Here is a 15,281-nt window from a genome sequence, read left to right as displayed (position 1 = left end):
TAATTGAACGGTTTTTTTTGGGAATAATACGCTTGTCGTTTGCATTTCCTAGCTGTGGTGAGTTTAACAGCATGAGAACCGTTTATTTAAAAAAGCAACAATTATTTTTAGGATTAGCTTTTACGATTAGCTGCATTGTCTGTATTTTCTGCACATTCCTACCAGCAAATTCACTCTCAGGACAAATCAAATCTGCACCCATCGAAACCCTCAAACAACAACAGCAGCAACTCAACCAACAGCATCAAGAAGTTGTCAAAGAACGCACGCGACTGACTAACCTGCAAAACGTTGCTCAAGACAGACTCAACAACCTCCAGCAAAACCTGCAAACCACAAATTCGCAAATCCAAGATAGTAGCAACCGTCTCCAACTTGCGAGCGAGCGTCTCCAGCAACTCCAAACCGAATTAGCCAATGCCGAAAAAATATTTTTAGATAGACAAAATGCCACAAATGCCAGGTTGCGATTTTTACAGCGATCGCCTAACCATCATGGATGGGCTGTATTGCTGCAAAGTCAAAGCATTAGCGACTTTTTGACGAGAAGACAACACTTACGCATGGTGTATCAAGCAGACCAGAAAATCCTCGCGAAACTTACAGAGGAAGCAAATAAAATTACCCAACAAAAAACCAATGTTGAACAGGTTAAAAATGAAATTAGCTTGATTCAGCAACAACTATTCGCCCAAAAAGCCGACTATCAAACCCAGTCAGCATCCCAGCAAGAATTAATTCAACGATTAAATAGCGATCGCAATGCCCTTACCGCCGCCGAAAATCAACTTCAGCAAGACTCAGAAGCCATCGACAACCTAATTCAACAAAAAATAGCTGAAGCTAATGCTAGAGAAAGCGCCGCAAAAGCGATCGGTAAACGCTTTTTGGAAGGTACTGGTATATTTGGATTTCCCAGCGACGCACCCATCAGCAGCCCCTTTGGTTGGCGAATGCATCCCGTTCTCGGTTATCGCCGCCTGCATACAGGGATAGATTTTGCTGGTGCTTATGGTAGCCCAATTCGAGCCGCCGACTCCGGTACAGTCATCTTTGCAGGCTGGTATGGTGGTTATGGGAACGCGGTAATTATTAGCCACGGGAAAAATATTACCACCCTCTATGGACATAGTAGTCGGTTATATGTATCCGAAGGGCAGTCTGTACAACGTGGACAACAAATCGCCGCAGTCGGTTCCACAGGCTTATCAACTGGACCTCACCTACATTTTGAAGTCCGTCGAGATGGTACGCCAATCGATCCATCTGGATTTTTGTAAGGGACTTTTATCACTCTGAGGAATTCGGATTAAATCAAAATGAGGGTGCTGTTATACCAATTCACAATTCGCAATTCGCAATTAAAAAACTTAGATGCAGCAAAGCTTTCAGGATTTACATCTGTATCAGATTTTTCGTGAAATGGTATTAGCGCTGCTTAACGCACCATTCCCAAGCAAATTGTCAATTCTCATTCCTCAAGACTAAATAAACCCGGATTTGTCCATCTTTTCTCTTCTCTTTGTTTATCCCCACATCCAGATTTCCCCTTTTTTGCCAAAAGCTGTTATAATCATTGGGTTGATAAATAAGGGCGTGTAGCTCAGTGGATAGAGCGTCAGGTTCCGGTCCTGTAGGTCGGGGGTTCGAGTCCCTCCACGCTCGTTAACCGAAAAAATTGCCTGTCTTAACTATCTGTTAAGTTAAATTATTTTCTGTTTTGATTGTGAATAATCTTCACAACTTCTAGAATTTGCTAAAAGTCTAAAATTGTGTATTCCTGTAAATCTTCTACCTGACTCACTTCAGAACCTAATCTAGGTAAGAGTTACATTTTCACATCACTTTATATCTATCTCTTTTCCATTATCTACACACTTTTTATACTTAAAAATTGCCGAAGTGAGGCAAAATAGCACTGGTCATTTTCGGATTTTACTAATAACATCTGTAGCTAGTCATAGACAGAAGACTGGTTATATCTATTCCAGTTGCGTAAGTCCTAACCAATACACAATCAGCAAATTTTTAATGACTTATGTTAAATACATTACCAAGTCAATTTCCTGCGAATATCTTACGTTGCTGTTGGCAAAGTCACTGCAAATTCTTATTGCTTACTTTAATTCCCGTAGTTTTGACAACTCCTGCACTTGCTCAAATGAATGGCGAAGCATTGCCACCAGCCCCATTTAACCAAGATACCTACTATAGTGTTCCTCGCGTGAATAATGGAGATGGTAGGACTTTTGATTATCAAGCACCCAATGTCAACCAATCTACGCAATACAATCAAACATCTATTTATCAATACAATCAATCAGCCGAACGTTTTTCGGTGTTCGTTGATAGTGGTGGTTACAACGTGCAACTATTACCCGTGGTGAAGCGAGTGGAACCATCAGCCTATATCCGCAGTTTTGGAGGACGTGCTGTCATCCAAGCAGGCATTTTTAGTCGTCAACAAAACGCCGTATTGAGAATCCAGCAGTTGTTAGCTACTGGAATTAATTTGAATAACCTGCGTTTGTTTAACCTCACTAGCGGACAAGAATTAGCCCTGACTCCTGCGAATGGGGGAGGTAATAATCCAGGGGGAAATCCGAACCAAAATCAACAACGTTCCAACTATTATTACGTAGCGATTCCTGCCCCGACTGCGGAATTCCCCGCAATTGAAACTAGAATTCAAAGTAGTTTGGGGCAATCTTTAAATAATGTTTCCTTGCTGCGGAGAAATAGCCCCCGTGGTACACATATTGCAGTTGGACCATTCGCAGAACGTTCTCAAGCTGAAAAATGGAATGCTGCGATTAAGGATGCTGGGCTGAGTAATGCCAGGGTGTATTACGGGAAATAGAAAAGAGACGCAAAGACGGGGAGATGGGGAAGACAGGGAGATTGGGAGACGGGGAGATGGGGAGATAATTTTGATCCAAGTCATCAAATCAAATCAAGTCCGGCTAATCAGTTTTTATTAATATTTCTGTGCGTCGTTTTTATCGCAATTATTTTCCTATATCTTCTCTTCTTCCCGTCTTCTACAATTCCCGATGTCCCATACCCCATCAAAAAATTCTCTAATTGACTGTAATAAGGGTTTTCGGCGCGGCTCTTGGATAAAAATAAGTGGAATCAGAGCGACGAATCGACACAAGCAGGAAATAGTGAAAATTCCCGGCAAACCACCAGAAATGGGATTTTCTGCTAAAAAACCGCCGATAGTTGTCCCCAAAGCACCACTCGCACCAGCAACCGCAGCTGCGATCGCAAAATAATTTACCTGGTTTCGCACTGGTGCAATTCCTAACTGTAAATTATTGTTACACAAGTCAATTGCTGCCCAAGTCCCTCCAGCCAAAATATGTAGAAGCGGCAACCACAACCAAATGTCTAAATTACTACCATTTACCCCTAGCCATAAAATCGGTGTAATTGCAACTAAAATTCCTACCCAAATTAGGATGGAACGATTGCCAATTCTGTCTGCTAAACGACCCCAAATTACCATTAATAACAGATTTGCTCCGGCTTGAATGCTGCCATAAAATGTCACCCAGCTAACATCAAGTGCCAGTGTATCCAACATATAAAAATTGAAAAACGGCGCACTCAAGTTAACGGCAAACATCCAGAAGCCAAAATAGCCAAGAAAAGTTAAAAAGTTTTTATTTTGCCAAATTGGGGCATTGGGGATTGAACATTGAGGATTAGAGGAGATGTGAAGTATATTTCCATCTTGATTTCTATCTTCCCCTGTCTCACCATCATCCTTTTGCCTATTCCCTATTCCCTTTAATCCACAGCGATTCTGTTCCTGGGGGTTGATATCAACTTTAAAATACTGACATCCAAGGCTAATAAATCCCGCCAGAATTCCTACGCCTAAGACAACACCATAACCTTGTAGAGTTCCACCGTACCAAGTGGAAACTGCAACTCCCGCCAAGGGTACGCAAATCAAGTTAGTTAAACTCGCGACACTACTACGAATCCCAAAATATCTTCCTCGCAAGCGTCGCGGCACAATCATCGCCAGCCAACTCAACCAGGATGCACCCCCTAATCCACCCAGTAAGTGCGTAGTTAGAACTATTACTAATGTGAAAATTATGAGTTGGTGTGAATCGACTACACCCCAGCCAGCTAGCCAGATACCCACAGCTAATAACAGCCAGAGAACACGGGATGTACCATATATCCACATTGAATAGCGAAAGCGACTGGTGGTTTTTTCGGAGAAGTATGCGCCTAAAGGTTGAATCAAGTTTACCAGCATCGGAATTGAGGAGAGCATCCCAAATACAACTGGACTTGCTCCCAACTCAACTAGAAAATTGCTCAGTAAAATTCCGCCAGTGGTAATTGAGAAAACTGCTGCAAAGACTGCATCTATTGTTGAAGCTTGCAGAGAAGTGCGAATTGCTGCTTTGGGAATTTTAAGTGGATTCAGTGGAGATTCAGATACCAGAATGGGTTGACTTTCCGGCTTTCCTGGGGAAAGAGGAATGTTTGTTATATCTGGTAGCAGATGAGCAGAGGTTTCAAGCCGAATAGAATCCATGAGCTATCTGTGAGTTGATTCGGTAAATTGGTTGATTAATTCGCTGAGAGGGAGTCAGGATTTGGGAATCAGAATCGGGGAATCTGGTATGTCCAAATAGTCAAAATTGGATTTTTGGATTTATATTTTGGATTCATATTTTGGATTTATATGCATATGCAGTTGTCCAGAATTAATCATGAGAAATTCTTACCCTACAAGAAATCGCTTGCGTGTCTACCCTGAGGGGTATTACAGAAAGTGAGTATTTTGTTTTTTGAATTTTAAATTCTGACTTTTGGCTCTTGACTTTTGAATTTTTTTTGTTATCGGGGGAAGCAAGAGTGGGTACTTGTTTCCGCAAAAATACTAAGTTTTCGTTATTTTACCTTGCATTTCGCAATAAAAATTCAAGCTTTGTGAATATTTATTCAGTTATAAAAGCGCTATAAGTTGACTTAAATAGTCTTTCATCCAAATTTTGTGATGAGAAAAACCGTGTTTAACTTTCTTGGCTTAGTAGTTGCGATCGCACTTAGTGTCGTTGGCTGCAATCACCTACCACTACCAACTACAACCCCAGTAGCCGATGTTACCACTATAAAACTCAGTGGTTGGGGTGCTTCTCCTTCGGAACAGAGGCTGCTCAAAAGCGTGCTGCAAGATTTTGAGGTGCAACACCCACATATTAAAGTCAAATATGAAGTTATTGCTGACCAATATATGGATGTGATGAAAACCCGGTTGGTTGGCGAAGCTGCTCCCGATGTCTTCTATTTGGACGCATTGGAGGCTCCTTTTTTAATGAGTCAAAACGTCTTAGAACCACTCGATGGCTATATCAAACCCGAATTTGATTTACCGGATTTTGAAGAAACATTACTTAATATTTTTAAACAAAATAATCGTATTTACGGTTTACCCAAAGACTATTCAACTTTGGCACTGTTTTATAACAAACAAGCCTTTGCCAATGCCGGTATCGAAAATCCGCCCACAACTTGGGAAGAATTGCGTAGTTATGCAAAATTGTTAACAAAAGATACAAATAAAGACGGGAGAATTGACCAGTATGGGTTTGGCGAGACACCCGAATTAGCGAGACAAGCGTATAAAATCAAAGCCTTTGGGGGTAAAGTTGTTGACCCCAATAGTCGTGCTACCTTTGCCAACCAATCCGCCCTCAAAGGACTGCAATTAGTTTTAGACCAGTATCAAAAAGAACGCTCATCCGCCCAAAAAACCGATGTGGGGACAAACTCAGGTAGTGAAATGTTTGGGCAAGGTAAAGCCGCCATGGTGATTGAGGGGAATTGGGCAATACCTTTTCTCAAAGAAACCTTTCCTAAGTTAGATTTTGCGATCGCAGAAATCCCCAAAGTCAATAATCAATCGGGGACAATGGTGTTTACAGTTGCCTATGTGATGAACAAGCAAAGCAAACATAAGCCTGAAGCCTGGGAATTAATTTCTTACTTGACAGGTAAGGAAGGAATGCAAAAATGGACGGGAACAGGTTTTGCTTTACCAACTCGTAAATCTGTAGCTGCCAACTTAGGTTACGATCAAGACCCTTTGAGGTCTTCCCTCGTGGCTGGTGTAAATTATGGCACACCTTGGCAAATGGGGAAATTCCCAGCCGCAATTGTAAATAGCTTTGATAACCAATTTATTAGTGCCATGTTGGGGGAACAAAGTCTCCTCCAAGCAATGCAAAGGGCACAAAATCAAGCGAATCAATTAATTAAGACACTTGATTAATCACACCTGTAAAACCATCACCTCTTCGCCAGCTAGCACCATTTTTTGTCCCACAGGTAAAACGGCGAAGGCATTGGTGTGTGCCAAATTAATCAAATTTCCTGAGACTTGATTCCCAGCAGCTAAGACAAATTCATAAACCCCATCAACCAGATTTAATTTTCCCCAAATATAACTTTCACGCCTACCGTCAGAACGCAATTCCTGAGGTACCTTCGCCCGAATCCAAACAGGCTGCCATCCATCCGTTAACCCAGATAATTTTCTGATGGTGGGCTGGACAAACCGCCAAAATGTCACCAATGCCGCCGCCGGATTACCAGGTAAACCGAAATATATGGGGTGTCGGTAATTGCTCAGGGAAAATCTTGCCACAGTTAGGGGTTTACCCGGTTTCATCGCGATCGCCCGAATGTGAATTTCTCCCCCCAAAGCTGCTAAAATCTCCTCAACATAGTCATAATCTCCCACGGAAACTCCCCCAGAGGAAAGGATAATATCGGCATTTTCAATCCCTGTGGCGATCGTTTTTCTCAAAGCTTCCGGTTGATCGGGTACAATACCCAACATTAGCACTTCAGCCCCCAATTGCTCCACCAAAGCTGCTAAAGCGTAATTGTTAGAATCGACTATTTGTCCTGGCTGCAATGGTTGATTTGGAGTCACCAACTCATCCCCTGTGGAAAAAATTGCTACTTTCAACTTGCGGAAAACACTAACTTGATTACATTGGGCAGCCGCTAAAATTGCCATTTCTGGAGCATTAATCATCATTCCATCTGGTAATAATTTATCCCCAGCTTGGTAATAAGAACCTCTTTTTCTGACAAATTCCTGAGCTTTAGGTGCAGCCTGAATCAAAACGCGATTTTCTTGGCGTTGTGTCACCTCCTGCATTATCACCGTATCCGCCCCCTCAGGCATCACCGCACCCGTAAAAATTCGCGCTGCTTGTCCGGGTTGTAAACTCAATTTTGGCTGATATCCGGCGGGAATTTCGCCAATGACTTCTAAAACTACCGGATTTTCTCTGCTGCTGTTTTTGACATCTTCGTAACGCACCGCATAACCATCCATCGCCGAATTATCCCAATGGGGGAAATCGAGTTTACTAGTAACTGGAGCCGCTAAAATTCTGCCCCTGGCTGAGAGTAAATCTACAATTTCCGTATTACTTGGGCTATCGAGAGGTGGCACCAAGTTAAAAATAATTGTTTCGGCTTCATTTACTGGCAGCATCAGACAAGACTCACAAAATTTATTCCTTACCTATTCCTTAATTTTTTACCGGAAAAATCAAAGCTTTTTGAATTGCTGCCAATTGTTCCGGGATGAGTTGATAGTAAATCCACGTACCCCGCCGTTCTTTTGCCAACAAACCAGATTCGTGCAAAACCTTCAAATGATGGCTGACTGTCGGTTGTGATAAACCCAAGGGTTCCACAAGTTCACAGGCACATACTTCCTGATTTGGTTGCATGGCAATAATACTTAACAGTCGCAACCGCGCTGGCTCTCCCAATACTCGAAACACCGCCGCCATTTGCGCCGCTTCATCTGGCTGAATTATGCCTGATAACAATGGCGAGCAACACTTAAAACCACTTTTGGCTGAAATCGCTTTAGATAAATTCATATTTATATATTGACAGTTATCAATATGTTCGGCAAGATATTGATATGAGCAAATATTGATTTGCATCTATATAAGGAGATTTAATTGTATGTCACGTATCCAACTCGCCTTGAACGTCAGCAATATTGATGAATCTGTAGAGTTTTACACTAAACTATTTGGAGTTGAACCTGCAAAGCGTCGTCCTGGTTATGCCAACTTTGCGATCGCTCAACCCCCACTCAAGTTAGTTTTGATTGAAAATGCGCCAGCCGCAGGTAGTTTAAATCATTTGGGGGTAGAAGTTGAAACCTCTGCGGAGGTGAGCATTGCTAGTGAAAGACTCGAACAATTGGATTTACAAATTAAGCCTGAGAATCAGGTTACTTGCTGCTACGCACTTCAAGATAAGGTGTGGGTAAACGACTCGGATGGTGTCCCTTGGGAAATATATACAGTGTTGGCAGATGCTCAAATTCGAGATAAAGCAGAGGTAAAAACATCAGATTGTGACTGTAAATCTATAGTGGGTTAAGTTGTGAAATCTGTTTCCACCTCCAGGCTGGGAACAGAACTAAAATGAGACTAAATCTTGTCCCCCTTCCCACCCCCGTAATCCCTATGACTATCATCAAAGTCCCCGAACAACACTTCCCCAAAGCCGAACTTGGACGACGGGCAATGGGATTAGGCATTGATTTTTTGGTGACGTGGTTGATAAGTTCTGTATTTGGCAGTGGCGAATATGGGGTACAATTTCTGCAAATATTTGTGTTTATTACAGTTTGGCTAATATTACGGGTGATTTTACCCTACAACAACAAAGGTCAAAGTTTGGGGCGCTGGGCAGTTGATTTAAAAGTATTAGATTTGCAAGACTTGGAATTTGGACGGGGCAGAATTCCCAGTTTACTATCTTTAGCAAAACGCGAAGCAATTATCGGTTTATGTTTACTGCTGGTATCAATCGCGATCGCTAACATTAGGCGTAACCCGACTGCTATACTACTAGTAATTCCTCTAGTCATAGACTGCGGTGCAGCCTTTTCCGACACTCAAGCAAGACTTGCCTTGCATGACCGCTTTGCTGGTACTATGATAGTTTCGTCGCGTCGAGGATATTCGCTCGATCTGAAGATCAAGCGATTAGTTGAAACTATGCGGCAAAATATGCGAAGATAGGGATTTGTGTTAATTCTCCTCAGGCTTTACTGTTGATACGATTATGGCAAAGAGTAAAGGTGTCCGTATTGTAGTGACACTCGAATGTACAGAATGTCGGTCGAATCCCGACAAACGTTCTCCTGGTGTATCGCGCTATACAACGACTAAGAATCGTCGCAATACTACCAACCGTCTAGAACTGAGTAAGTTCTGCACCCACTGTAACAAGCACACCGTTCACAAGGAAATCAAGTAAGAATGAGTTACTATCGTCGCCGTCTGTCGCCGATTAAGCCAGGAGACCCAATCGATTATAAAGATGTGGATTTGCTCCGTAAGTTTGTCACCGAGCGGGGTAAAATCTTACCACGTCGGATTACAGGCTTGACATCCCAGCAGCAACATGATTTGACCGTGTCAATCAAGCGCGCCCGGATTTTGGCTTTGTTACCGTTTATCAATGCGGAAGGCTAATCAATAGTTATGAGTTATGAGTGATGAGTGCTGGGTTAAGAGTTTAGATGAAGCTAACAACTATAATTCCTAACTCCTCACTTAAATTCCTAACTCTTAACTAAGTAAAACTGACTACATATTTTTATCTAACTGAATCTCACTATAAATAATTAAAGTGCAAGGCTTGTGGAGAAGGGGACGCTAGTTGAATTTCGGGTTGGAAGCGATCGCCGTTTGGGGGTAGTAGACCGTCCAGATGGGAAAACCCGTACATTTGTAATTGATGAACGAGGACAATCCCACAGTTTGGTGCCTCGACAAATCAGCTATATCGTTAGCGGAGAAACCTACCAATCGTCGCAAATACCAAGTTTTTTGAAAGAAGTTCAAACATACTTAGACCCGTCGAGTCTAGAAGTGGCTTGGGAATTGTTAGTGGAAGATGGGGAAACAGTTACGCCGAAAGAGATGGCGAATTTATTGTTTTCCGAAACCCTACCGACCCAGTGTTATGCGGCTCACTGCTTGCTCTCGGATGATAAAATGTACTTCAAGCAGAAGGGTGAAGCCTACGAACCGCGCACATCCACCCAGGTAGCCGATCGCAAACACCAATTAGAAGTAGAAGCCCTCAAAGCCAGAGGACAGCAAGAATTTTTAGAACGAGTTGAACAAGCACTTCAAGGTAATAATGTCGAGTGGCAACGTCACGATCGCCACCGGATTGAAGCGCTGGAAAAATATGCCGCTTTACTTGCCGACATTGGCAAACCAGGCGTAAATTATGACTCCCTGTCGCGAGCCTATCCACCTCCGGCAACCGTATTGGAAACGATGAACATGTTATCGCGTCCAGCTACTCCCCAAGGCGCGTTTCAACTTTTAGTAGATTTAGGAATATGGAGTGCTAATGAAAACCTATTTTTACGTCGTTCCTCAATTCCCGTGCAATTTCCTAGTAAGGTGGTAGAAGTGGCGCAGCAGCGTTTGGAGTCCAATCCTCCCGATTTAGATACAAATCGTCTCGACCTCATACACCTCAAGGTGTACACAATCGATGATGAAAGTACAACCGAAATTGACGACGGTTTGAGTTGGGAAAAATTACCTGACGGACGCGATCGCCTGTGGGTGCATATTGCTGACCCAACACGCTGGCTGATGCCAGAAGATGAGTTAGATTTAGATGCTAGAAAACGTGGCAGTACAGTATATTTACCGACGGGTATGATACCCATGTTCCCTGAAGTCCTCGCAACTGGACCAATGAGCCTAGTTCAGGGAAAAGTTTGTTATTCTTTAAGTTTTGGTATTATTTTAGACGGGAATGGAGCCGTTACCGATTACAGCATCCACGCCAGTTTGATTAAGCCAACATACCGTCTGACATACGAAGATGTGGATGAAATGTTGGAATTAGGGGTGGAAGCAGAACCGGAAATAGCTGCGATCGCCAATTGGGCAGAAAAACGCAAGTCTTGGCGCTACGCCCAAGGGGCAATTAGTATCAACATGCCGGAAGCGATGATTAAAGTCAAAGGCGATGAAATCAGTATTGACTTATTACAGGATTCGCGATCGCGCCAACTAGTTGCGGAAATGATGATTGTGGCTGGTGAAGTTGCCGCCCGTTATGGTAAAGAAAATAACATTCCCCTACCATTTCGCGGACAACCGCAGCCGGAATTACCTCCGGAAGAGGAGTTAATTTTGTTACCTGCGGGGTTTGTGCGTGCCTGTGCCATGCGTCGCTGTATGCCCAAGAGCGAAATGAGCATTACACCTGTTCGCCATGCTGGTTTGGGTTTGGATACCTATACACAAGCAACATCACCAATTCGTCGTTACAGCGATTTACTCACACATTTTCAGTTGAAAGCACATTTACGCGGTGAGGTTTTACCTTTCTCCGCCGAACAACTGAAAGAGGTAATGATGACTGTCACAAGTGTGACTCAAGAAGTGACAATGGTGGAACGGCAAACTAACCGTTATTGGGCACTGGAGTATTTACGTCGCCATAATGATGAAATTTGGGAAGCAACTGTATTGATGTGGTTACGGGAAGATAGCGGTTTAGCACTGATTTTAATTGAAGATTTGGGTTTGCAGTTACCAATGTTCTTCAAACGTGATGTGAATTTAGGTGATGAGATATTAATTAAAGTGAGTATTTCCGATCCGCAAAAAGATGTAATCCAGTTCCAAGAAATTATTTATCAAGAAGCGCAAAGTACGGCAAATTAAAATTGAGGTTGAACTCATAAATTGTCACAAGTAGGGCGAGCAAAATACTCACCCCGAAAGTGACTCGATATAGTTTGCCTCAGAGAAAGCTGAAGTCCTGAGTAATTAATACTCAGTACCTCCAACAATCAAAATGAAATTTACTCAGCCCAAACAATTAATCTCGGTTCATATGGACTCGATAAGTATGGGTGTTTTGGTAAAACCCGCAAAGATAATCCTTGCAAGCCAGAAGCATTGTATACAATTTCGGCAGTGTAGTTACTTAGTCCATGTTCACTACCTTGGCATTTCATCACCACGGGTGCGCCATTAACAATTTCACCATTAGCATCGATCGCACCTTGGTACAATTCAACTTGTACATCATTTTCACTCAAGTGGGCTAAATCAATTTTGGCGGAGACGGTGACATTCTGGTTGACTAAAATATCAGTGCCAGAGGAAATCTGAACATCTTTGATTTTGATGTTGTACCACTTATCGCAGAGTTGGGTTTTCCACTCTGCCAGTTCTTTGGCGGGGATATAGTTGTCAGCAGTCAGGGTATGGTATCTATCACTAGCGTGGAAATAAGCTCGTTGTGCATATTCTCCCACCATCCGCGCAGTATTGAAGAAAGGACAATTTAAACGAATGGCATCTTTCATTTTCGCCACCCAATGTCTTGGCAAACCATCGACATCGCGATCGTAAAATAATGGTACGACTTCCTTCTCCAGTAAATCGTACAATGCATTCGCCTCAATTTCGTCTTGATATGTGGGGTCATCATACATTTCCCCATGTCCAATCGCCCAACCTGTACGCACGTAGTCAGCTTCATCCCACCAACCATCAAGCACACTTAAATTAGGCAAGCCATTCATTGCTGCCTTCATGCCGCTAGTTCCCGATGCTTCGCGAGGACGACGGGGTGTATTTAACCAGATGTCGCACCCGGAAACCATTAACCGGGAAATATAAATATCGTAATTGGGGACAAAAACAATTTGTTTTTCTAAGCCTTCTTCACGAATAAAGTGGTTAATGTCGCGAATTAATTCTTTACCGGGAATATCTTTGGGATGTGCTTTCCCAGCAATCACAAATTGTACCTTACGGTCTTTGTTCGCCAATAAAATCTTTCTAATACGTTCAACATCGCGCATCCACAATGTCGCCCGCTTGTAGGTGGCAAAACGACGGGCAAAACCAATTGTAAATACATTGGGATCAAGAACTTCCCGTGCTTGAGCGATTTCTGAGGGTGAACCGCCTCTCTCACGCAAATGCTTCACCAGGCGATCGCGCACGTACAGTATCATATCTAACCGACAGCGTTCGTGATTCCGCCATAATTCTTCATCAGGGATTGCGTCCATCCGTTCCCATAAGGGGCTATCAGGTGCAGCCGATGACCAATTTGGACCGAGATAGCGATCGTATAATTCCTGTGTAGATTTAGCTACACAACTCCGAGCATGAACGCCGTTGGTAATTGCCCCAATTGGGACTTCGGTGACAGGGACATTTTGCCACAAGCCCTTGAACATTTGCCGCGACACAACCCCATGGAGTTGAGCCACACCATTGGAGAATGTCGCCATTTTCAAAGCTAGCACCGCCATACTAAAGGGTGCTGACAAATCCCCAGTATTTTCGCGACCTAATCCTAAAAATTCCTCCTTATTCATACCAAACACATCTGCGTAGTACCCCAGGTAATGCAGCATTTTGTCTGGCGAAAATAAGTCAATCCCGGCGGGTACGGGGGTATGAGTAGTAAAGATATTTGAGGAAAGCACAACTTGTTTGGCAGTGGCAAAACTCAAGCCCTGCTCTTGAATTAACATGCGGATGCGTTCTAAGGCTGAAAACGCTGCGTGACCTTCATTCATATGGTACGCCGTGACGTTGTAACCCAACGCTTTCAACATCCGTACACCACCAATACCCAACATGATTTCTTGGTGGATACGCATATCGATATCGCCGCCATACAGTTGGTCGGTAATATCATGGTCGTAGGGATTGTTGGGTTCAATGTTGGTATCAAGCATATACAATGGCACACAACCCACCTGGACGCGCCATACACGGGCGTATACCTTTCTTCCCGGATAATCTACCTCAATTCGCAATTCCGAACCATCTGGGTTACGTTCGAGGTGCAAGGGCATATTGTAAAAATCATTGATGGGGTAGCGTTCCTGTTGCCAACCATCGACGTTGAGATATTGTGCAAAATACCCTTGTTGATAAAGTAAACCCACACCAACTAACGGCAAACCTAAGTCACTGGCTGATTTGAGATGATCACCAGCAAGAACGCCTAAACCGCCAGAATATATGGGCAGACAGTCTGCCAACCCAAATTCAGCCGAAAAGTAAGCGTAACATTCCTTGGGCTTACCTGCACGCTGTTTTTTATGCCAGGTACGTTCTTTGAGGTAATCTTCTAACTGCTGTGCGACTCGATCCATTTGCGCTAAAAAGCCATCATCTTCGACAACTTCCGTCAAACGAGTTTGGCTAATAGTACCCAGCATCAGAACTGGGTTGTGGCGACTAGATTCCCACAAATCGGGGTCTAAACGGCGAAATAAATCTTTTGCCTCGACATTCCAATCCCATTGCAAATTATAGGCAATTTGGCGCAAGGGTTCTAGTCGAGGGGGAAGCGAGGGAGATACGTTAAAAGTGCGAATTGGCTGCATAAGATTGGAAGCTCCAATTAAGAGCGAAGGAAAGCCACAAAAAATAACTCTATGGGTATTGTTCCCTTTCTTTTACCAATGTTGCCAATTATTTATACTCTCTTTGTGAGTTTATCTTGACTTAATGAAGTTATGTAAACAAAAGGATATTGTAATGCTGGCGTAAGGGTTAAAAGAGGTTGCAATTTGTGATTTTGAGTATATTTCAGGTATTTTTATCGTAAAAATTAATGATTTAGTCGGAATTAATCGTCAAAATAGCTCAAAATTCACCAGCATTAAATTTTTGTTAATTTTTTTAAGGAATTGTAGTCTTTAAGATTTGTAATGTGATTAGATTTTAAGGTTTGAAGAGAATTGTCAGTATTGTTCTTGTTGGATGGATAGATAACAACTCAGTATTAATTGGGTTGAGTCAGAGCAGTTCATAGGGAGATATAAATGTCTTGGCTTTATTTGTTCATCGCAATTGCCTGTGAAATATTTGGGACAACTTGCTTAAAGTTAGCAAATGGTTTGACAGAGAAAGTTTATATAATTGGCGCAGCTATTGGTTATCCTCTAGCTTTTTTATTCTTTGGATTGTCCCTCAAAAATATTGAAGTCAGTCTTGGCTATGCGGTTTGGTCTGGGGTTGGAATCATTGGTACATCGATATTAGGAACTATCCTCTTTAGAGAAAGTATAAATCCCACCAAAGCATTTTTTATCGGCTTAATATTTGTGGGTGTAATCGGAATAAACTTAAATAAATACTAAATGAATAGTAATAAATAATCAAACATTAGGATAAATG

13 protein-coding genes and 1 tRNA gene are annotated in these 15,281 nt (G+C 42.6%); 10 read left to right on the top strand and 4 right to left on the bottom strand.

Going from position 1 to position 15,281, the window contains the following annotated elements:
• The first annotated feature begins 71 nt into the window (after positions 1-71).
• The 3 genes from VB733_RS11730 (at position 72) to VB733_RS11720 (ending at position 2,860) form a co-directional block, all read left to right on the top strand.
• On the top strand, positions 72-1,280 hold the full coding sequence (locus VB733_RS11730; protein WP_323340263.1) for a murein hydrolase activator EnvC family protein: 1,209 nt from the start codon (positions 72-74) through the stop codon (positions 1,278-1,280).
• 312 nt (positions 1,281-1,592) lie between these two features.
• Positions 1,593-1,665, top strand: a tRNA-Arg gene (locus VB733_RS11725).
• 373 nt (positions 1,666-2,038) lie between these two features.
• On the top strand, positions 2,039-2,860 hold the full coding sequence (locus VB733_RS11720; RefSeq protein ID WP_323340262.1) for an SPOR domain-containing protein: 822 nt from the start codon (positions 2,039-2,041) through the stop codon (positions 2,858-2,860).
• A gap of 156 nt (positions 2,861-3,016) precedes the next feature.
• On the opposite strand, the gene VB733_RS11715 is transcribed toward VB733_RS11720, so the two are convergent.
• Positions 3,017-4,564: an MFS transporter gene (locus VB733_RS11715; protein WP_323340261.1), complete on the bottom strand. Its 1,548-nt coding sequence runs from the start codon at positions 4,562-4,564 to the stop codon at positions 3,017-3,019.
• Between the two features lie 465 nt (positions 4,565-5,029).
• On the opposite strand from VB733_RS11715, the gene VB733_RS11710 reads away from it, so the two are divergent.
• Positions 5,030-6,304 (top strand): ABC transporter substrate-binding protein, encoded by a 1,275-nt coding sequence (locus tag VB733_RS11710; protein WP_323340318.1) that lies wholly within the window; start codon positions 5,030-5,032, stop codon positions 6,302-6,304.
• Here VB733_RS11710 and glp read toward each other — a convergent pair whose 3' ends face one another.
• Entirely contained in the window at positions 6,305-7,543 is a 1,239-nt protein-coding gene (glp, locus tag VB733_RS11705; protein WP_323340260.1) for a gephyrin-like molybdotransferase Glp, read from the bottom strand.
• Positions 7,544-7,580: 37 nt separating this feature from the next.
• Complete coding sequence (locus VB733_RS11700; protein ID WP_096615301.1) at positions 7,581-7,940, bottom strand: ArsR/SmtB family transcription factor; 360 nt, start codon at positions 7,938-7,940, stop codon at positions 7,581-7,583.
• Between the two features lie 88 nt (positions 7,941-8,028).
• On the opposite strand from VB733_RS11700, the gene VB733_RS11695 reads away from it, so the two are divergent.
• From VB733_RS11695 to VB733_RS11675, 5 genes are all read left to right on the top strand, one after another.
• Positions 8,029-8,454, top strand: a complete 426-nt coding sequence (locus VB733_RS11695) for an ArsI/CadI family heavy metal resistance metalloenzyme (protein WP_323340259.1) — start codon at positions 8,029-8,031, stop codon at positions 8,452-8,454.
• An 86-nt stretch (positions 8,455-8,540) separates the two neighbouring features.
• The gene (locus VB733_RS11690) at positions 8,541-9,101 is read left to right on the top strand and encodes an RDD family protein (RefSeq protein WP_323340258.1); all 561 of its coding nucleotides are present in this window, start codon (positions 8,541-8,543) and stop codon (positions 9,099-9,101) included.
• A 43-nt stretch (positions 9,102-9,144) separates the two neighbouring features.
• A complete protein-coding gene (gene rpmG / locus VB733_RS11685; protein ID WP_096615298.1) occupies positions 9,145-9,339 on the top strand; it encodes a 50S ribosomal protein L33 in 195 nt (64 codons plus the stop codon).
• A 2-nt stretch (positions 9,340-9,341) separates the two neighbouring features.
• On the top strand, positions 9,342-9,557 hold the full coding sequence (gene rpsR / locus VB733_RS11680; protein WP_096615297.1) for a 30S ribosomal protein S18: 216 nt from the start codon (positions 9,342-9,344) through the stop codon (positions 9,555-9,557).
• Positions 9,558-9,725: 168 nt separating this feature from the next.
• A complete protein-coding gene (locus VB733_RS11675; protein WP_323340257.1) occupies positions 9,726-11,786 on the top strand; it encodes a ribonuclease R family protein in 2,061 nt (686 codons plus the stop codon).
• Between the two features lie 140 nt (positions 11,787-11,926).
• Here the strand turns inward: VB733_RS11675 and glgP are convergent, their stop codons facing one another.
• Complete coding sequence (gene glgP / locus VB733_RS11670; protein ID WP_323340256.1) at positions 11,927-14,485, bottom strand: alpha-glucan family phosphorylase; 2,559 nt, start codon at positions 14,483-14,485, stop codon at positions 11,927-11,929.
• A 441-nt stretch (positions 14,486-14,926) separates the two neighbouring features.
• Here glgP and VB733_RS11665 point away from each other — a divergent pair, with 441 nt between their 5' ends.
• On the top strand, positions 14,927-15,244 hold the full coding sequence (locus VB733_RS11665; protein WP_323340255.1) for a multidrug efflux SMR transporter: 318 nt from the start codon (positions 14,927-14,929) through the stop codon (positions 15,242-15,244).
• Positions 15,245-15,281: the final 37 nt, after the last annotated feature.

This window comes from Calothrix sp. UHCC 0171 (assembly GCF_034931845.1).
In the GTDB taxonomy this organism is placed as follows: Bacteria; Cyanobacteriota; Cyanobacteriia; order Cyanobacteriales; family Nostocaceae; genus Brunnivagina.
This window is presented reverse-complemented; position numbering and strand designations above follow the sequence as displayed.